16 protein-coding genes are annotated in these 18,039 nt (G+C 61.6%); 8 read left to right on the top strand and 8 right to left on the bottom strand.

Features of this window, described 5'->3' with window-relative positions; genetic code table 11:
- The first annotated feature begins 117 nt into the window (after positions 1–117).
- The 4 genes from KOL99_RS15690 to KOL99_RS15675 all read left to right on the top strand — a co-directional run bounded on the left by KOL99_RS15690 (position 118) and on the right by KOL99_RS15675 (position 6,979).
- Positions 118–1,251, top strand: coding sequence for an ABC transporter substrate-binding protein (locus tag KOL99_RS15690; protein WP_216511409.1), 1,134 nt, complete (start codon positions 118–120; stop codon positions 1,249–1,251).
- Positions 1,252–1,339: 88 nt separating this feature from the next.
- On the top strand, positions 1,340–3,823 hold the full coding sequence (locus tag KOL99_RS15685) for a methyl-accepting chemotaxis protein (protein WP_216511408.1): 2,484 nt from the start codon (positions 1,340–1,342) through the stop codon (positions 3,821–3,823).
- Positions 3,824–3,907: 84 nt separating this feature from the next.
- The gene (locus tag KOL99_RS15680; RefSeq protein WP_216511407.1) at positions 3,908–5,554 is read left to right on the top strand and encodes an aspartate:alanine exchanger family transporter; all 1,647 of its coding nucleotides are present in this window, start codon (positions 3,908–3,910) and stop codon (positions 5,552–5,554) included.
- Between the two features lie 432 nt (positions 5,555–5,986).
- Positions 5,987–6,979: a cytochrome c3 family protein gene (locus tag KOL99_RS15675; RefSeq protein WP_216511406.1), complete on the top strand. Its 993-nt coding sequence runs from the start codon at positions 5,987–5,989 to the stop codon at positions 6,977–6,979.
- Between the two features lie 92 nt (positions 6,980–7,071).
- Here the strand turns inward: KOL99_RS15675 and KOL99_RS15670 are convergent, their stop codons facing one another.
- The 8 genes from KOL99_RS15670 to KOL99_RS15635 all read right to left on the bottom strand — a co-directional run bounded on the left by KOL99_RS15670 (position 7,072) and on the right by KOL99_RS15635 (position 16,164).
- Positions 7,072–7,617 (bottom strand): hypothetical protein, encoded by a 546-nt coding sequence (locus KOL99_RS15670; protein WP_216511405.1) that lies wholly within the window; start codon positions 7,615–7,617, stop codon positions 7,072–7,074.
- Positions 7,618–7,655: 38 nt separating this feature from the next.
- Complete coding sequence (locus KOL99_RS15665) at positions 7,656–8,378, bottom strand: cytochrome b/b6 domain-containing protein (RefSeq protein ID WP_216511404.1); 723 nt, start codon at positions 8,376–8,378, stop codon at positions 7,656–7,658.
- A complete protein-coding gene (locus KOL99_RS15660) occupies positions 8,375–9,463 on the bottom strand; it encodes a multiheme c-type cytochrome (RefSeq protein WP_328760627.1) in 1,089 nt (362 codons plus the stop codon). Before KOL99_RS15660 ends, KOL99_RS15665 begins: the two co-directional genes overlap by 4 nt.
- 28 nt (positions 9,464–9,491) lie before the next feature.
- Positions 9,492–10,205 (bottom strand): response regulator, encoded by a 714-nt coding sequence (locus KOL99_RS15655; RefSeq protein WP_216511403.1) that lies wholly within the window; start codon positions 10,203–10,205, stop codon positions 9,492–9,494.
- Positions 10,206–10,230: 25 nt separating this feature from the next.
- Entirely contained in the window at positions 10,231–10,500 is a 270-nt protein-coding gene (locus KOL99_RS15650) for a hypothetical protein (protein WP_216511402.1), read from the bottom strand.
- A gap of 314 nt (positions 10,501–10,814) precedes the next feature.
- Positions 10,815–12,230 carry a sigma-54-dependent transcriptional regulator gene (locus tag KOL99_RS15645; protein WP_216511401.1) on the bottom strand — a complete coding sequence of 472 codons (1,416 nt, stop codon included), beginning with the start codon at positions 12,228–12,230 and terminating at the stop codon, positions 10,815–10,817.
- 4 nt (positions 12,231–12,234) lie between these two features.
- On the bottom strand, positions 12,235–14,547 hold the full coding sequence (locus tag KOL99_RS15640; RefSeq protein WP_216511400.1) for a hybrid sensor histidine kinase/response regulator: 2,313 nt from the start codon (positions 14,545–14,547) through the stop codon (positions 12,235–12,237).
- Between the two features lie 210 nt (positions 14,548–14,757).
- On the bottom strand, positions 14,758–16,164 hold the full coding sequence (locus KOL99_RS15635) for a sigma-54-dependent transcriptional regulator (RefSeq protein ID WP_216511399.1): 1,407 nt from the start codon (positions 16,162–16,164) through the stop codon (positions 14,758–14,760).
- Positions 16,165–16,723: 559 nt separating this feature from the next.
- Between KOL99_RS15635 and KOL99_RS15630 the strand changes: the two genes are divergently transcribed.
- The 4 genes from KOL99_RS15630 to KOL99_RS15615 all read left to right on the top strand — a co-directional run bounded on the left by KOL99_RS15630 (position 16,724) and on the right by KOL99_RS15615 (position 18,019).
- Positions 16,724–16,975 (top strand): hypothetical protein, encoded by a 252-nt coding sequence (locus KOL99_RS15630; protein WP_216511398.1) that lies wholly within the window; start codon positions 16,724–16,726, stop codon positions 16,973–16,975.
- Positions 16,976–17,084: 109 nt separating this feature from the next.
- Positions 17,085–17,471 carry a response regulator gene (locus KOL99_RS15625; RefSeq protein ID WP_216511397.1) on the top strand — a complete coding sequence of 129 codons (387 nt, stop codon included), beginning with the start codon at positions 17,085–17,087 and terminating at the stop codon, positions 17,469–17,471.
- Between the two features lie 83 nt (positions 17,472–17,554).
- The gene (locus KOL99_RS15620; RefSeq protein ID WP_216511396.1) at positions 17,555–17,803 is read left to right on the top strand and encodes a hypothetical protein; all 249 of its coding nucleotides are present in this window, start codon (positions 17,555–17,557) and stop codon (positions 17,801–17,803) included.
- Between the two features lie 39 nt (positions 17,804–17,842).
- On the top strand, positions 17,843–18,019 hold the full coding sequence (locus KOL99_RS15615; RefSeq protein ID WP_216511395.1) for a hypothetical protein: 177 nt from the start codon (positions 17,843–17,845) through the stop codon (positions 18,017–18,019).
- Positions 18,020–18,039: the final 20 nt, after the last annotated feature.

The following is an 18,039-nucleotide window of genomic DNA, read 5'->3' as shown; positions in this document are numbered from 1 at the left end:
AATACGGCCCCGCTCCGGGGAACCGCGCGGCTAAGGCGGCAAGCCAGCTGGGAATTTGGTCCCGTCCGCCGCCCCGCTCGTCCCCCGGCAGGCCCTACCCGAGTGAAGGAGGATGTCATGAAAAGGATGATGTTCCTGACCGTGGTGCTGATGATGCTCGCTCCGACGGCGCATGCCGCGGGGCCGGTGGGCGACGTGATCAAGATCGGCATGGTGAACGACCAGACCGGCGCCAACAAGGGGTCCGGGAGGGGGATGAAGGTAGGGGTGGAAGCCTATTTCAAGGCGGTCAACGCCAAGGGGGGGGTCAACGGCAGGAAGGTGGAACTGGTCTCCCTGGACGACCAGATGGTGACGGACAAGACCATCGACTGCCTCCTGAAGCTCGCCGACGAGCAGAAGGTCTTCGCCGTGGTCGGCTCCGTGGGCACCTCCAACTGCGTGGCGAGCCTCCCGGTGGTCAAGGAGTACAGGCTCCCCTACATCAACCCGAGGACGGGCGCTACCGAGCTGCGCACGCCGGTGGTCCGGGAGGTGTTCCACATCAGGGCGAGCTACCAGCAGGAGGTGGACCGCATCGTCGACCAGCTGGTCAAGCAGGGGGCGAAGCGTTTCGCGGTCTTCTACCAGAACGACGGTCTCGGGACCGACATCCTCGCCTCGACCGAGAACGCCGTCAAACGCCACGGACTGAGCCTCGTCTCCAAGGGTTCCTTCGAGAGGAACACGGTGGCGGTCACCGCCGGTCTGGCGAGCATCATGGCCGGCAAGCCCGACGCCATCATCGTCGGCGCCGTCTACAAGCCGGGCGCGGAATTCATCAAGCTGGCACGCAAGGAAGGGGTCAGCGCCTACCTCGCCTCCGGCTCGTTCGCCGGCGGCATGAACCTCGTGAAGGCGGTGGGCCCGGGGACCGCGGAGGGGGTCATCATGAGCCAGGTGGTGCCGGAACTGGATGACCTGTCCCTTCCCATCACCAAAGAATGCAAGGAGGCCATCGAGAAGAACCCGGAGGACGTCGGCTTCAACTCGGTGAGCATGGAGGGGTGCATGGCGGCCAAATCGATGATCATGGCCCTCGAGAAGGCGGGCAACCCGCCGACCCAGGCCGGCTTCATCCAGGCCTACGAGAGCATGAAAGGGGCCGACATGGGGGGGATCAAGCTCTCCTTCTCCCCGAACAACCACCAGGGGCAGGACAACGTCTACCTGCAAGTGGTGAAGGGCGACAAGCTCGTCTCCCTGAAGTAGGCGCAGGGCCGTGAAGAGCCGATGACCGGTGCCGTGCCCCGCGCGGCGCCGGTTTTGTTGGTACCGCAACCTGACTCGGGGGGTGGCAATGACCGTCAAGAGCAAGCTTTTGGGCAACATCGCGCTGACCATCGTCGGCATTTCCGTCCTGGCCGGCATCGGGCTCTTTTCCATCGCCAAGGTGAAGTCGAGCATCGAGATCCTGACCGGCAAATCGACGCCGCTGCACCTGAAGATGCTGGAGCTGCAGCAGACGGTGGAAAAGGTCTCCGCGGATTTCATGCGGCTGGAGATGACCACTGAGCCGGCCGAGGTAGCCCATCTCTCGGAGGCGATCACCACCCGCATCAAGAGGATGGAGGAGCTGAACGACCAGATCGTCCAGGGGGGAGCCGCCTCCAGCGGGGTGGACACGGCGGTGCTGCGCGACATCGAGAAGACCGTGGTCCAGGTCGCCTCGCAACGGCTCAAGGACATGACGCTCTTCAAAAACGAGATCGCCACAGTGAATTCGGAGCTGCAAAAGGCCGAGGCGAGTGTCGCGGGGTTGCGCAAGCAGATCAGTGCGATGGGGAGCAGCGCCCTCTCCAACATCAACTCGTCCCAGGCCGCCAACCTCCAGGTGAACAGCTCGATCAAGAAGCTCCTCACCCTGCAAAGCCGGCTCAAGGACATCAACATCATCCTGAGCGACCTGGAGCTGGTCAAGAACAAGTTCAAGGTGGCCCCCCTCAGGGAGCGCCTGAAGAACACGGTGGAGCTGACCCGCAACATCGAGGTGGACCAGGGGGACAACCCGGCCATCAAGGAGGTCAAGGGGGTGGCCGCCGACATCCTGAACCAGATCGGCGCCGAGGAGGGAGGGCTGGTGGCACTCAAGCTGGAGATGCTCAACAACCCGGAAAAGGCGGACGCCGAACAGTACGCCAACAAGGCGCGCGACATCCTGAAGCCGCTGGAAGAGAACAGCAAGAAGATCTTCAACACCATCGACGCACTGGAACTGCAGATCGTGAAGGATCGCAGCAAAGTGGTCTCGTCGCTGGGCTTCCAGAACGCGGCCAACAGCGTCATGGAGGCGGGAAGCAACATCAGCGTCGACGTGAAGGAGCTGAACTCCGGGGTGCGCCAGATCATGCTGAGCTCCACCGACGCGGAGGTGGGGAGGCTTGCCGCCACCCTATCGGCGACCCGCAAGAGGATCGACACCAACATCGCCCTGGCTCGCAAGGTGCTGCTCGAGTCAGGCCAGAAGGAACTCGCCCAGAAGATCTCCGACGTCTCGGAAACGGTGCGGCGCGCCTCGTCCTCGATCCAGAAGATAGAAACCACCAAGCTCGGCGTGATCAGGAGCAACGGGGCCATGCAGAGGGCGCTGGAGTCGGCGCGCGGCATCTCGCGGGAGCAGGCGCAACGAAGCGAGGAGCAGGTGAAGAGCATCGGCGAGAACCAGCAGCAGATCCTGACCGGCGTGCGCAACGCGGTCGACAACGCCACCCTCCTCTCCTACGTCATGATCGCGGTTTCCATCGCCGTCGTAGTGATCTCGCTGGTGATCAGCCTGCGCATCATCGCTTCCATCACCAAGCCCCTCTCCCACGCCAAGCTGGTCACGGCCGAGATCGCCGACGGCAACCTCACCAGGAGGATCAAGATCGGCTCCCGTGACGAGATCGGCGACATCTGCAACAGCATCAACAACATCGTGGTGCACTTCCACGAGGTGATCTCGCGGGTGTCGCACAACACCACCCAGGTCGCCTCGACCTCGACCGAGCTCTCCTGCGCCGCCGAACAGATGGCCGCGGGCGCGGCGCGGGTCGCGGAGCAGGCGGCCACGGTCGCGACCGCCAGCGAGGAGATGGCCGCCACCTCCAACGACATCGCGGTCAGCTGCACCCAGGCCGCGGCCGGCTCCAAGCAGGCCAACGACGCCGCCGTAGCCGGCGCGGACGTGGTGAAGGGGACGGTCCGGGGCATGAACCAGATCGCCGAACAGGTGCGCGCCTCCGCGGTCACCATCGGGGACCTGGGACAAAAGTCGGAGCAGATCGGCGCCATCGTCAACACCATCAACGACATCGCCGACCAGACCAACCTGTTGGCCTTGAACGCGGCCATCGAGGCGGCGCGCGCGGGAGAACAGGGACGCGGCTTCGCCGTGGTGGCCGACGAGGTGCGCGCACTGGCGCAGAGGACGGCCAGCGCCACCCGCGAGATCGGGGAGATGATCAAGGCGGTGCAGCAGCAGACCAAGGGGGCCATCGGCGTGATGCAGTCGGGAGTGACCCGGGTCGAGGCGGGCACGGTCGAGGCGGCGAAATCCGGCGCGGCGCTCGAGGAGATCCTGCAGCAGATCGGTTCCGTCACCCTGCAGGTGAACCAGATCGCCACGGCGGCTGAGGAGCAGACCGCCACCACCGTGGAGATCAGCAACAACATCCAGAGCATCAACGAGGTGGTGCAGGACACCGCGAAGAACGCGCAGGAATCGGCCTCGTCGGCGCTGCTGCTGTCTCGGCTGGCGGAAGAGCAAAAAAAACTCGTGGGACAGTTCAAGCTGAGCGAATAGAGGGACGCGTGGGACTCATCATGGCGGCGTGAGGTTCATCTGGGGCGGGTGCGGCGGCGCCTGCCGGCGACAGAGGTGGCAATCATGATCAAGATACTCCTCGAGAACCCGTTGATGCTTCTGCTCATGGTCGCGGCACTGGGCTATCCACTGGGCAAGATCAAGGTGTACGGCATCACCCTCGGCGTCGGTGCCGTCCTCTTCGTCGGGCTCGCCTTCGGAATGCTCCACCCCGACATGAAGGCGCCGGCCATCGTGTACATCATGGGGCAGGCGCTCTTCGTCTACACCGTCGGACTTTCCGCCGGCCCCTCCTTCATCTCGACCTTCCGCAGAAACGGCGTGATGAACAACGTCCTCGCCGGTGGGGTCCTCTGTGCCTCGGCCGCGCTCTGCGTCGCCATGCAGAGGTACTTCGCCATCAAGCCCGGCATCGCGGCCGGCATCTTCTGCGGCAGCATGACCGCCTCGCCCGCGCTGGGGGGCGCGCTGGAATCGATCCGCCAGACCGCACCGGCGGACATGCTGGAGGCGCTGCTCGCCGAGCCCGTGGTCGGCTTCTCGGTCGCCTACCCGATCGGCGTCATCGGCCTCATGCTCACCATCAACGTCTGCCAGAAGATCTGGAAGGTGGACTACCAGGCCGAGTTCAAGGTGCTGCGCAAACCCGAGGACCGCAACTCGCTGGTGCACTGCACCATCAAGGTCCAGCACGTGGAGCCGCCGGAAACCACCGTTCAGAAGCTGAACGAGTCCAACAACTGCGACGTCATCTTCAGCCGGATCAAACGGGGGGACGAGTTCTTCTATGCCGGCCCCACAACCGTGCTGCAGCCTGGGGACCTGGCGATGGTGGCCGGGGCACCCCACGAGATCGAGAAGATCGCGACGGTGCTCGGGGAAAGAAGGAGCAAGGAGCGTCTCGGGCTGGACCGCACCGAGTACGAGTACCGCAGGGTCTTCGTCTCCAGTCCCCAGGCTATCGGCCGGACCATCGGGGAACTGCACCAGGACCAGCGCTTCGGCGAGGTGATCACGCTGGTGCGCCGCGGCGACAACGAGTTCCTGCCCGAGGCCGAGATGGTCCTGGAACTCGGGGACGTGGTCAGGGTCCTCGCCCACAAGACCTGCATGGACGACGTCACCGCCTTCTTCGGCAACTCCTACCGCAGGGTGAGCGAGGTCGACGTGATGACCTTCAGCCTGGGGCTCGTGATCGGGCTGGTCCTGGGGCTCATCCCCTTCCCCTTCCCCGGCGGCGGCAGCATGCAGCTGGGCTTTGCCGGAGGCCCGCTCATCGTCGGCATCCTGCTCGGCACCTTCGGAAGGACCGGGAAGATGGTCTGGAGCCTCCCCTACAGCGCCAGCATGGTCCTGAAACAGGTGGGGCTGGTGCTGTTCCTGGCCGGCATCGGTACCCGTTCCGGCTACAGCCTGCTCACCACCTTAAGCCACGGTGGCGGCGGCAGCATCTTCATCACCGGCGTATGCGTCACCTCGGTCACCGCCTTTCTCGGCCTGTTCATCGCGCACAAGATCATGAAGCTCCCGATGACCCTGGCGGTCGGCATCGTCGCCGGGATGCATACCTCGACGCCCGGGTTGGGCTACATCAAGGAGCAGACCGGCAACGACCTTTCCGACCAGGGCTATGCCTGCGTGTTCCCGTTCGCCACCATTGGCAAGATCATCCTGGTGCACATCATCCTCGTCGCCACGGGACAGCTTTGACACCACCTCCCCAACCGTGAATGGGGGCCGCGGGCTTTGCACCCGCGGCCTTTTTTGTCGCCTCTTCAAGCTACGGTGGACCGCCTCGGTTCGTATATGTTTGCTATACAGCAACCGCCATCAGGCGTCGCCAGGTCCTCGTCAGAAACATATGTCTTTTCGATGACTTGCTAGCAAAAGCCCCGACGCGCTGTATAGCAGCTTTATACAGTCGCCCGCCGCGACCCGGGAGCGCACCCACACAAACCTAATGAATTTCGACCACTTAAGTGATCATCAAAAATCAGGCACGGCTAATGCTAAAGAGATCACGTGCCGGTTTATCCGTGGCAGTCAGCGGCATGCCGGCCGGAGTCGTCCAACACACAAGAACGCACCTCAAAGAGGCGATCATAAGCAAGCCAAACCACTACACCGTCAAAGGAGGAAACCATGAGATTCAAATCGGCGTTCATCGTCCTGGCCGCGCTAGCCGTAGGATCTTCCGCAGCAAACGCCCTCGAGCTGAAGGACATCACCTACCAGACCGACGGGGGAGGCAAGGTCGTCTTCAGCCACAAAGTGCACCTGAAGAAGAAATCGGAGAAGAGTCCGAACGTGAGCTGCAAGTCGTGCCACGAGAATCCGCGCGCGGCCAAAGCGAAATACACCATGGCCGACATGGAGAAGGGGAAATCCTGCGGCAGGTGCCATAACGGGAAAAAAGCCTTCAGCGTCGCCAAATGCACGGCCTGTCACCAGGTGAAGAACATCACCTTCAAGGTGAAGGAGACCGGGCCGGTCCTCTTCAGCCACAACAAGCACCTGAAAACGATGCAGTGCAACGCCTGCCACAACTCCCTCTACAAGACCGGTCCCAACAAGTCGGTGTCGATGGCCGAGATGGAGAAAGGGAAATCGTGCGGCGCCTGCCACAACGGGAAGAAGGCGTTCAGCGTCGCCAAGTGCGACGGCTGCCATCCCTCGCCCAAGCAGGTGGTCTTCAAGGTGAAGGAGACCGGCCCCACCGTCTTCAGCCACAGCAAGCATGTCGAGATCTACAGCTGCAGTTCCTGCCACACCAAGCTGTTCCCGCTGGGGTCGAGTAAGCCGGTCACCATGGCGGCGATGGAGAAGGGGAAATCCTGCGGGGCCTGCCACAACGCCAAGGAAGCGTTTGCTGTTTCGCAATGCGACAAGTGCCATCCGGTCCAGGAGATCAAGTTCAAGGTGGCGGACGTCGGTGACGTGAAGTTCAGCCACAGCAACCATCTGGGCATGTACAAGTGCAAGGATTGCCACACCGGCACCTTCCCGACCAAGCGCGGCGGCAAGGCCGTCTCCATGGACGAGATGAAAAAGGCCAAATCGTGCGGGGCCTGCCACGACGGCAAGTCCGCGTTCACGGTAAACGGCAACTGTGATTCCTGCCACTCGCACGGCTAACGAAGCCCCGCTCCAGTCCCTAAAACAAAAAAACCGGCCACTCGAGATCGAGTGGCCGGTTGTGCATGGAGGGCCGTTCCTGCACAGAAAGATCAATCGCGCAGGCGTTCCAGGCGGGTCGTTTCCTCCTTGATCGCCTTGGCGGTGTAGCATACGACGAAAGCGTGTTCCAACAGCAGTAAAACGAGGCCGGCGAGAAAAACGACGGGGAAGTAGCTGCCGGTCGTGTCACAGAAGGCATAGAGCGGGTAGAAAACGGCGGGAAGGCCGACGTTGTGCCAACGGTACCCGGGTCTGCCGTCGCTCCCGCGCCGCCCCACGATCAACACCAGGGCGGACAGCCACGAGACACCGAGCACCAGGTTGAGCAGGTCGGCGGACGGCAGAGGGCCGATGATTTGCTCAAGCTCCGTCTGGGCAACGCACGGCAAGGTCCCCTGGCTAAGTGCCAGCGCAACGCTGCTCAGCCCCAGGAAAAGCACCACCCCCCACAGCCCGCGACGGGAAAGGACATGAAGCTGCTCGACATTTTTGGCCACCTGTTCGCGGCTCCAGGGAAGTTCGCTTCCCGTTGCGACCTGGGCGGATTCCCGTATCGGTTTCGCCTTGATATGCTCGATAAGATGATGTCCTGACATGGCCGTTCTCCTTTCCCGGAATTAGCAACCCTGTCCCCTCAGCTGTGACGCTGCTCAAGTAGTTCCCGCTCGTATTCCGGGTAGTGACGTACCGGGCGGTAGCCGGGTATGACCACCTCCGGTGCCGGCTCAGCTTCCTCATGCTCTTCCACGTCCTCCCACCCGATCAGCATCGGCTTGATGTAGTCCCCCAGGGTCGCCAGGTAGACGTGCGTGCAGAGGAAGGCGAGCAGCGAACAGGCCAGGAGGAAATGGAGCGCGACGATGACCTTGATGCCGCCCCACATGAGAACCAGCACACGCAGGGGGGTCACGTTCAGCAGCAGGATACCCGTGAGCCCCACCAGCGGCATGAGTACGAACATGACTGCCAGGTAGGCCGATTTCTGCATCGGGTTGAACTTGTGATCAGGCGTGGCATGATACGGGCTCGGGCGCCCCAGGAAGTACCAGAAGCAGTAATAAAGGAGCTGGCGTACCAGGCCGTGCTTGATGTCCTCCTCGTCCGGGATGTACAGCTTGTCCAGCGTGTTCTTCACCATCTTGTAGTAGAAGAACCAGAACGAGAAGGAGATGGCAACGATGATCCCGGCGGTGTTGTGCACCTCGATGGCGCTCTTGTAGCTGCTGAAGATGCTCAGTGTCTCAGGAAAGCGGATCTGGGCGCCGGACAGGATCAGGATGATGATGCCCGAGGCGTTGATCCAGTGCCAGATGCGTATGGGCCAGGGCTGTAGGTAGATCCTCGTTTTCTCGCTCATGACTGATGCTCCTTTTGTTTCCTATTTTTACGGGTCAGGAACCGTACGAACCCGTGTCCCACCGGCATGATGAGACCGCAGCAGATGATGGCGAGCCCGATCTGATTCAGCTTCGCGTTCTTGGTGGACCCCATCATGTAGAAATCCGGAGCGGCGTAGAGGGCATCGAGGACCGCCCCCTTTTCCACCGGCACTCTCAGGAAGGTGCCATCTGCTTCCGGCACGGCTATGAAACTCGTCTGCATCGGCCCGGAGCCCGAGGTATGGCAGAAACTGCAGTTACGCCTGCTGTCGAGAATCTCGAACTTGTGTGAGACCGTCGCGGGGGTCATCATCCCGTACAGGTGGAGCGACGTCTGGGTCCGGTTGAAGACGCGCAATTCCTCGAGAGAAACGTAGTTGTCCCGGTTGGTGTCGATGAGGGACACGATGGGGCGGCCACCGGCCATGGTTTTCAGTTCGTCGTACTCGGCGACTTCCCGCTTGCCGAACCGGCTGTCACCCTTGCTCTTGACGATGTACATGCTGATGTAGTAGTCCCGGGCACCGGTATGGCAGGTGATGCACGGCAGCATGCGCAGGTGCAGTTCCGACTGGGGTAGCCATTCGCCATGCTTCGCGGTCATCTCCAAGGAGTTGTGGCAGTTGGAGCAGATCATGTTGATCTCCTGTCCGGAAACGTCCTTGGGGTTCTGCACCAGGTGCGGGTTATGGCAGCCATTGCAGGCGGTCTTGGAGGCGTGCAGCCCCCTGGCGTACTCCTCGCTGATGCCGGAGTGGCATTCGCGGCAGTCGGCCTTAGGCACCTTGTTACCGTCGGGGTGGTTGGCGGGGACGGTCGCGTGGCAGGCTTCACACCCGAGGTTGGCGTGGGCGGTCTGTGTGAAGCGTTGCGGGTCGATGTAGGTCCCCTTGGGCACCTCGCCGGTTTTACCATGACAGGACAGGCAGGCCTGGTTGTTGGCGGTCTGGTCCCCGTAAGAGAAGCCCCAGGCGTTGGCTTGAGCGATAAGCCCGGCAAGGGCCCAGGCGCACAACGCCAGCTTGGCGAGCAAACTCATCTTTTGTAGGTCGGCTGGTTTCACGTATCCCTCCTTTCAAGGAGCACGTCCTTTAGGATGATTTTTTGTCGAATGAGGCAGCCTGCTCTTTGGCGGCATGCTGCGCCGAGATGCGATGCGGCAACTTGATCCTGAACACCGGGAAGAACTGCGCCACGAGCAAAAGCGCACAGAATCCGAGGAAGAGCCACATACCCAGGTTGCCGCCACGATCGGTGCTCTGGGCGGCCGAAAGTGCCAGGAAACTGGTGCCGAAGACGAGAACGGAGAGCGCGATCAGCCAGGAGAAGCGCCTGGGCACACTGGCGGGTTGCTTTTCCACCGACTCCCGCCGATGTGCCCGGCGCCGCATCGCGGCCTCCATGCGCTCCTGCTGCCGGCTCGCGCGGTAGGTCTTGAAGGCGCATTCGACGGCGAGCCCAAGTTCCTCGGTATCACCGTTTTCCACCGGCTTCATGGCCTGGTAGAAGATCCCTTCCTTGCGTACTTGCCTCGCCTGGCTCAGCGGCAGGTCGTCGGAGACCATGATGACGTTCAGATGGCGGTTGCACTTTTTCAGCAGGTGAATCAGGTCGGAAGACGAAACCTTCTGGTCGAAGTCACTTCCCAACAACAACACCGGTGTCTTCTTCTGCAGGATGCTGCAGAGCACGTGGACTGTTGAATCAGTGGTCTCAACCTCATACCCCGCCTTGCGGAAGTATTCGGCTACCTGCCTGCGGAAATCCGCGTCGCGGTCCGCTATGATGATTCCCCGTTCGTCCATAAGCCACCTCGCGTCTCACGAACAGCTACTTTTTGTCATCTTCCAGAGGGACCTTTACCTTCTTGCCGAACAGCCCGTAAATACCCTTGAGCATCGCGCTGAAGAGCATGATGCCAGGGATGACCTGCACGACGATGATGGCGCCGATGAAGAGAAGGAATATCTTCGCCATCAGCCCGCTCCCCTCGGAGACGTCGGCAATGCCGGATATGAGGAGCGTCCCGGCCACTACCACCCCGATGATCGACCAACTTGTCACTTTCCCGGACAATGATTCGCGCGTTTCCTTTGTCATGGCCCTCTCCTTTTTCCGCATTATTCCCCGAAGGGTTACCCATACTTAGCAACCACGGTGCCGAAACGCGCATAAAACCGAAAAACATAACAAAAACAGACATTTACAAAGAGAGTCGGCCAAAAAATGGGTTTGAGGGGCAACACCCTTCCGGACAAGAGAACCAGCGTGCCGCACGGATAATCTCTTTTCATTACAACTGTTTACACCACAGGATTATTTAGGCGGATCATCGAATTAATTTCCTGCCGGGCAGGAACGTTCTTGCGGGACAGGAAAAAAGGGGGAGGGCGACAGGGAAGCGATACGGGGGGCTAGGTCAAGCGGTGCAGGTCGTGGATCTTCAAGAGGGCGTAGAGGCGGGACTGCGAAAGGCCGGAGAGGTTGCAGGCGGTGGCGATGTCATTTTGGGCCAGTACCATCAGGTCGCAGAGGTACTGCTTTTCGGCCTGGGTATAGATGCTGTCGCGGAAGTCGGTCAACTTGGGGAGTCGGGTAGGCGGCGCCAGTTGGGCGGGGGGCGCGGCTGCGGTCTCGTGGCGGTTGACGGCGCTTTGGGTAACCTGTACCCGGATCTGCGTAGGCAGGTGCTGGGCGAAAAGGACCGGTTGCTCCCGGGCGGTCAGCACGGTGCGCTCCATGGTGTTGATGAACTCGCGCACGTTGCCGGGCCAGCTGTAGGCCTGCAGGGTCTCCATGAATTCCGGGCAGCTCCCCTTGGGCGACAGGCCGTTATTCTCACAGAACTTGTCCATGTAATAGCGGGCCAGCTCCTTGATGTCCTCGCTGCGCTCCCGCAACGGGGGGAGCTCGATGACAAAGGTGCTCAACCTGAAGAGGAGGTCGCTGCGGAAGGTCCCCTCCTCCGCCATCTGGTTCAGCTTGCGGTTGGTGGCCGCCACCAGACGGAAATCGCTCTCCAGTTCGCGCTGCCCCCCCACCGGACGATAACGCCTCTCCTGCAGCACCCTGAGGAAAGCCTTTTGCGTGGCGAAGGGGAGCTCGCCCACCTCGTCCAGAAATAGGGTCCCGCCATGGGCCTGGCTGATCAGGCCGTCGCGCGCCTTTTCCGCGCCGGTGAAGGCCCCCTTCTCGTGCCCGAACAAAAGGCTCTCCACCAGCGTCTCCGGCAGGCTGGCGCAGTCCACCACCACGAATGGCTTGTCGCTGCGCTTGCTGTTCTGGTGCACCGCCCGGGCGAAAAGCTCCTTGCCCGACCCCGTTTCCCCCAGGATGAGAACACCCGCGTCGCTCACCGCCGCGCGCGCCACGGCATCGAGACAGGCGGTCAGGGCGGGGCTGTTGCCGATGATGTTCTCCCGCTTCAGGGCAACCACCTCCTGGCGCCCGGAGAGGGAGAGCTTCTGCTTGCGGTACTCCAGGGCCCGCACCAGCGAAAGGGTGATGTCCTTCACCGAGGATCCCTTCTCGATGTAGTCCCACGCGCCGCTGTTGATGGCCAATTCGGCGCCGGCCGGGTCGCCGTAGCCGGTCATGATGACGATCTCCGGCTTGGACGGCGCCTGCGCCAGGCGCGGCAGCATCTCCAGGCCGTTGCCGTCGGGAAGCCGCACATCGAGGAACACGAGGTCAAACTCCCCTTCGGCCGCCAGCTGACAGCCGGCGACGAGCGTCATAGCGCAGCTCGTTTCGTGCCCGGCACGCTTGCCCACCAGGGACATGGACTGGCAGACAGTCTCCTCGTCGTCGATGATCAGGATCTTCGCCATCTCCTCATGCCTCCCCGGCCGGTGCCATTACCCGGTGTATCATCGCCGTCATCTCCTCGCGGTCCAGCGGCTTGTAGGCCACCTCGCGGACCCCCGCCTGCTCCGCCTCCTCGCGCTGTGCGGTACGGTCCACCCCCGATCCCAACCCGGTGCAGAGAATGACCGGCAGGTCGGAGCGGACGGCGACGAGCTCGCGGGACAGCTCGATCCCCGTCATGCGCGGCATGGTCTGGTCGGTGATGACCAGGTCCACACCTCCCGGGTCCGCGCGGAAAATTTCCAGCGCCTCCATGCCGTCGCGGCCGGTAACCACCTGGTACCCAAGCCGCTCCAACATCTTCTTCCCGGCAAAGACGACGTCTTCCTCATCGTCGACAAAGAGGATCCTGCCACTGCCGGCCACCGAAACTTCCTCCGGCTGCAGCAGGCAATCCTTCTGAACGGCGGCGGTCCGGGGCAGAAACACCTCGAAGGTGGCTCCAAGCCCTGGCCTGCTGCTTACCGTGATCCCCCCGCCGTGGTTCCTGACGATGCCGTGCACCACCGACAGGCCGAGCCCGGTACCCTCGTTGTGCCCCTTGGTGGTGAAGAAAGGATCGAAGATCTGCTCCATGGTCTTCTGGTCCATGCCGTGCCCCGAGTCCTTGACCGTCAACTTCAAGTACGGTCCGGGAGGGAGATCGGGCGCGCCGAGGGAATCGGCGTCGAGGTTGGCGTTTTCCAGCGCCAGCTCGAGGGTCCCCCCCTTGAGCCTCATGGCATGGCTCGCGTTGGTCACCAGGTTCATTATGATCTGGTGAATCTGGGTCGGGTCGGCCATGATCATGCCGAGATCCGGTTCCAGATGCGCGTGCACCGTTATCGAGGAAGGGATCGACGGGCGCATCAGGTTCAGGCACTCGCTCATGATCGACTCGACCTGGACCGGTTGCCGCTCCTGCTCCCCCTTGCAGCAGAAGGTGAGGATCTGCTTCACGAGCTTGCGCCCCCGGTAACTCGACTTCAGCACCACGTCCAGAAGCTCGCGCAGGGGGCTTTCCAGAGGCACGTCATCCCGCGCCATCTCGGTGCAGGTGATGATGGAAGCCAGGTTGTTGTTGAAATCGTGGGCGATGCCGCCGGCGAGCGTGGCGATGGCCTCCATCCTCTGGGCCTGGCGCAGTTGCCGCTCCAGTTGCAGTTCGTGGGTCACGTCGCGGACCAGCGCGGCGTGGTTTTTCACCGCGCCGTCGGTATCGGAGATGGACCAGAAGGTAATGTCGATCTCGTAGCACTCCCCATCTTTGCCCTTCTGGATAAAGTGCCCCCCCGTCCGCCGCTCCCCCTTGGTCAGGTCGGCCCACACGAAACGATAGAGCTCCACGCCGCCGTCGCCGTCGCCCAGAGCAGCGACGTTGCGCCCGACCACGCACTGGGCGTCGTGCCCGGTGATGGTCTCGATGGCCGGGTTCACGTACTGTATCAGCCCGTCGCTGTCGAAAAGGATGAGCCCTTCCTTGGACTGTTCGATCACCGAGGCGAGCAGCATGATTTCCTGTTCCGCCTTCTTGCGCTCCACGTTCATGCGCAAGGTCGCGATCCCAAAGGAGAGATCGTCCGCCAGTTGCTCCAGGAGCTTGACCTCCTGTTTGCCGAAGGCCCGCTTTTCCCCTGCGAAGATCACCAGCGCTCCCAGGGGGCGCCCTTCGTTTATCAACGGCAGAGATATCGACGCGGCGAAGCCATGTTTCAGCGCCTCCTCCCGCCACAGGGTCCAACTGGCATCGTAGCGGATATTCTGGGCGATGCGCGTGGTGCCGGTCCTGATGGCGGTGCCGGTGGGGCCGCGCCCCCGGTCGATGTCCGCCCAACTCATGTCCAGCTTGGTGAGGTAGCCCCCGCGGTCGCCCCACTGCGCCACGGGGCGCACCGTCTTCCAGTCGTCATGCTCGGCCATCCCCACCCAGGCCAGCTTGTACCCCCCGGTCTCGACAATGGTGCGGCAGACGTCCTTCATCAGCTGCAGCTCATCCGTGGCCCGCACCAGGGCCTGGTTGCAGCCGCTGAAGGTCTTCAAGGCCCGGTTCACCCTGAACAGCGACTCCCTGCCGCGCACCACGTCCCCTTCGCTGCGACTGATCAGGAGGTACAAAAGCGCAGCCGTGGCAAGTATGAAGAAGGCGTGGTTCAAGGTCTCCACTGAGGTGTACATGAAGCTTTTATGGGCCAGGACGGCGGGGAACAGACAAGAGGCGGCGCCCCAGAGGACACCGACCACGGCATAGACGATCGAGATATTGAGGGGGGTCAGCTTTCTTTCACTGTTGATCTGTTTCATGCACGCTCTCCCCTGCCGTTCGCGGCCGTTAAGAGAAACCCGCATTGAGTTTAACACATTGGAAAAAGCTCGCCATGAGTCTGCGCAGAATTAAAGAGAGGAGTTGTGAGGAAGTCAGGGGAAAAAGGGCGACGCAGAAACAGTATCGGCCGCGGTGGTCGCCGTCGGGGGGAGCGACTCGTGCAGCGACGGGAGACCGGCGGGGCTACCCTACCGCCCGAAATAATCCTTAACCGAGATGCCCAACCGCTTCAACATGGTCTGGAAATTGGGGCGCAGCATGCCGGTTTCCTCGGCAGCGCGGGAGATGTTCCAGTTGTTGCGCTTCAAGGCCTGGATCACGAACGCTTTCTCGACGTTCTCGACGGAGCGGTCGCGGATGTGGCGCTTCATCTCCTTGAGGGCCTCGGCGCTGGTCGGGACGAAGCCGTCGAACCCGGTGCTGCAGACCTCGGCCGCCTCGCCCAGTTCCAGATTTTCCTTCTGGATCACGTCCCCCTCGCACAGGACCACCGCGCGCTCGATGGTGTTCACCAGTTCGCGGACGTTGCCCGGGTAGGCGTAGTTCTCCAGAAAGTGCATCGCCTCCGGGGAGATGCCCCGCAGGTCCTTGCCGACCTCCTCGACGAACTTGTGCATGAAATGGCGGATCAGGAGCGGAATGTCCCCTTTACGCTCGCGCAGCGGGGGGAGTTCCAGGGGGATGATGTTGAGACGGAAAAAGAGGTCTTCCCGGAACTTCCCCTCGGCCACCATGGTCTTCAGGTTGCGGTTGGTGGCGGCGACGAGGTGGATGTTGAAGGAGACCGGCTGGGTGCCGCCGATCGGGGTGACCTGGCGCTCCTGCAGCACGCGCAGGAGTTTCGCCTGGGTGGAGAGGCTGATGTTGGAGACCTCGTCGAGAAAGAGCGTCCCCCCGTCGGCAACCATCAACAGGCCCATCTTGGTCTGGACGGCGCCGGTGAAGGAGCCTTTGACATGGCCGAAAAGTTCGCTTTCCAGGAGGTTTTCGGCGAGGGCGGTGCAGTCGACGGCGACGAAGGGCTGGTCGCGCCTGGAACTGTGCTTGTGGATGGCGCGGGCGGCGAGCTCCTTGCCGGTGCCGCTCTCGCCGGTAATGAGGACGGTGCTGTCGGTGGAGGCGACCTGGATGATGCGGCGGTAGACCTTCTGCATCTCCCGGCTTTCCCCGACGAACTCGTCGAAGCCGTGGTGGCAGTCAATCTCCTTCTTCACCACGATATCTTCCACCGTGGTCTTCTTCTGTTCCAGCGCGAGATGCACCTTCTCCAGGATCTGCTCAGGCGTGAAGGGCTTGACGATGTAATCGACGGTGCCGTTTTTCATCGCCTCGACGGCGGTCTCCACCGTGGCGAACCCCGTGATCATGATCACCGGAGTGTCCGGCTGCAGTATCTTGACCGCGTTCAGCACCTCGAACCCGCTCATGCCCGGCATCTTGAGGTCGGTGATTATCAGATCGAACTGTTTCTGCTGCAAAAGCTCTATGGCAGCATGCCCGTTCTTGGCGGCATCTACGGTGAAGGAATCTCCTTCGAGAATTCGTGCCAGGCCATCCCTAATAACAGACTCATCATCAACGACAAGAATATGCATAGAATCACCATGTTAAATCCAGCTATAGATGCACCGTGCCTATCGGTTTTTCGAGCCCGCTGAAGCAGGACGGCCCCACGCGTCATCCTCTGCCATTGGGAGGCTCCCACGACGGAGTCCGCCCGCTGTATCAATAGCCCACAAAGGGTCCTCTGTCAACAAAAAGACATGAAAATACTTTCACTGCATTGCCTGTGACTGACCTGCCGTTTCGGCTCCGACTGCGGCCGACGACCGACCTTGAGCGCGCCAATGCACCCGAATTTATTGGTGTATGCCGGAACAATACACCGCGCCCCGCCCCCTTGTACGCCGAAATCATTGCGTTTTTCCTGACCGCCGCAACAAGCCCGCTCACGGGGGAGCCGCGGCATGTATAGGGCGGCTATACATTGGACCGCCCCGGACGCCCCCAAGAGGAAACGCATCCGCCAACAAACATACGGAAAACCAGCAACTTATAACTTTTTCTCACGGATGGCACGTTGGATGCTTAGTAAGGTCATCAGGCAGGTTAGCTGACCAGGTTCGCAGGCACACCAAAGGAAAGGAGACTATCATGAAGGTTCTAACCGTAACGACAGCCTCGCTGGTGATGGACGGAACCCAGGCTATGGCATCTCCCGCCGCAACGGAACCCGCGGGGCTCGGGCTGGGCGCGATCGTCTTTATCGCATTCGTAGCCATGGTGATCCTGTTTCAGCTGGTCCCCGGCCTCACGATGTTTTTCCGTATCTTCAAAGGGATCTTTTCCACCGAAGCCGAGCGGCGCGCGAAAGAGGCTGCCAAGACCAACAGGACCAGCCTATGACCGCTGGCCGGCTGGCGGGGCGGGACTTCCGCCGGCGCGCCCCCGGTGTCGGCGGTGCGCAGCCAGGCTACAGCGGAACCGATGCTCCCAGCCGTGTGAGGGTAAAGCTATGCAAGGACTTCTCATCGTGGACGAAGACATGGACTGCAGAAAACAGATGGCCGAGATGTTCATCGAGTCCGGCTACAACGTGATCGTCACCAACTCCATAGAAAGCGCCCTTTCCGGGATCCTGAAAAGAACCGCGCAGGTGGTGCTCCTGGGGACCAAGTTCGACGAGTTCTCGGCATCGGAGATCATCCCGCTGCTGAAACAGTGCAACCGCAAGCTGTCCATCATCCTCATAGCCGCCGGCACCTCGCTGCCGCTCTCCAGAAAGCTCAGGAGCGAGGGGATCTTCTATCACGCGCTGAAACCGGTCAACGCCGAGGACCGCGCCGAGATCAGACAGGCAGTGCAGTGTGCCTTCGAGAGCCTCAAGTTGCAGATGGCCTAAGGGTAACAAAGGGGGCAGGCACCGGGAGGCCCCGAAGATAAAACGACCGAGTCTTTCACATCAAAGCCCAAAAGGAGGAGATTATGAAAACCACGATGCGTCTGTCAGCTTTAGCGAACACGGGTATTGTCTTTCTCATGACGACGGCCAATGCTTTCGCCGCCTCGACCAGCAAGGTATTCGTCAGCAAGCTCGGCATCCTGCTTTTCCTCGGCTTCTGCGCCCTGGTGCTGGTGGTCCAGCTGATCCCGGCCATGATCACGCTCTACGGCATGCTCAAGGGGATCGGCAAGGAACAGGAAAAGGCCCCCTCCCGCGTCAAGAGCCACTAGGGGCGATGGAATTCAACCTGATCGCAAAGGAGCCAAGCCATGACACTGGACGCCATAGGACAGATAAAGGAAGTCTTCACGCTGGTGGATTTCTACCAGTACATCAAAGGGGTGGAATACCTGATCTGCGTAGCCTTCTTCATCGGTTTCCCCATGTTCTACCGCTACCTGCACAAAAGAGAACAGGATGAAACCAAGGAAGCGGCGCGCCACTAGCATCGAATCGAGCAGCAAGG

Origin of the sequence: Geomonas azotofigens, assembly GCF_018919395.1 — a bacterium.
Taxonomy (GTDB): domain Bacteria; phylum Desulfobacterota; class Desulfuromonadia; order Geobacterales; family Geobacteraceae; genus Geomonas; species Geomonas azotofigens.
The sequence above is the reverse complement of the archived record's forward strand: the minus strand, read 5'-3'. Positions and strand labels throughout refer to the sequence as shown.

What these genes read in the sequence shown, in the direction of transcription:
- KOL99_RS15675 (WP_216511406.1), top strand. Translation starts at nt 5,987, where the DNA reads ATGAGATTCAAATCGGCGTTCATCGTCCTGGCCGCGCTAGCCGTAGGA.
- KOL99_RS15625 (WP_216511397.1), top strand. Translation starts at nt 17,085, where the DNA reads ATGCAAGGACTTCTCATCGTGGACGAAGACATGGACTGCAGAAAACAG.
- KOL99_RS15655 (WP_216511403.1), bottom strand. Translation starts at nt 10,205, where the DNA reads ATGGACGAACGGGGAATCATCATAGCGGACCGCGACGCGGATTTCCGC.
- KOL99_RS15640 (WP_216511400.1), bottom strand. Translation starts at nt 14,547, where the DNA reads ATGAAACAGATCAACAGTGAAAGAAAGCTGACCCCCCTCAATATCTCG.
- KOL99_RS15645 (WP_216511401.1), bottom strand. Translation starts at nt 12,230, where the DNA reads ATGGCGAAGATCCTGATCATCGACGACGAGGAGACTGTCTGCCAGTCC.
- KOL99_RS15685 (WP_216511408.1), top strand. Translation starts at nt 1,340, where the DNA reads ATGACCGTCAAGAGCAAGCTTTTGGGCAACATCGCGCTGACCATCGTC.
- KOL99_RS15615 (WP_216511395.1), top strand. Translation starts at nt 17,843, where the DNA reads ATGACACTGGACGCCATAGGACAGATAAAGGAAGTCTTCACGCTGGTG.
- KOL99_RS15680 (WP_216511407.1), top strand. Translation starts at nt 3,908, where the DNA reads ATGATCAAGATACTCCTCGAGAACCCGTTGATGCTTCTGCTCATGGTC.
- KOL99_RS15665 (WP_216511404.1), bottom strand. Translation starts at nt 8,378, where the DNA reads ATGAGCGAGAAAACGAGGATCTACCTACAGCCCTGGCCCATACGCATC.
- KOL99_RS15650 (WP_216511402.1), bottom strand. Translation starts at nt 10,500, where the DNA reads ATGACAAAGGAAACGCGCGAATCATTGTCCGGGAAAGTGACAAGTTGG.
- KOL99_RS15620 (WP_216511396.1), top strand. Translation starts at nt 17,555, where the DNA reads ATGAAAACCACGATGCGTCTGTCAGCTTTAGCGAACACGGGTATTGTC.
- KOL99_RS15690 (WP_216511409.1), top strand. Translation starts at nt 118, where the DNA reads ATGAAAAGGATGATGTTCCTGACCGTGGTGCTGATGATGCTCGCTCCG.
- KOL99_RS15635 (WP_216511399.1), bottom strand. Translation starts at nt 16,164, where the DNA reads ATGCATATTCTTGTCGTTGATGATGAGTCTGTTATTAGGGATGGCCTG.
- KOL99_RS15670 (WP_216511405.1), bottom strand. Translation starts at nt 7,617, where the DNA reads ATGTCAGGACATCATCTTATCGAGCATATCAAGGCGAAACCGATACGG.
- KOL99_RS15630 (WP_216511398.1), top strand. Translation starts at nt 16,724, where the DNA reads ATGAAGGTTCTAACCGTAACGACAGCCTCGCTGGTGATGGACGGAACC.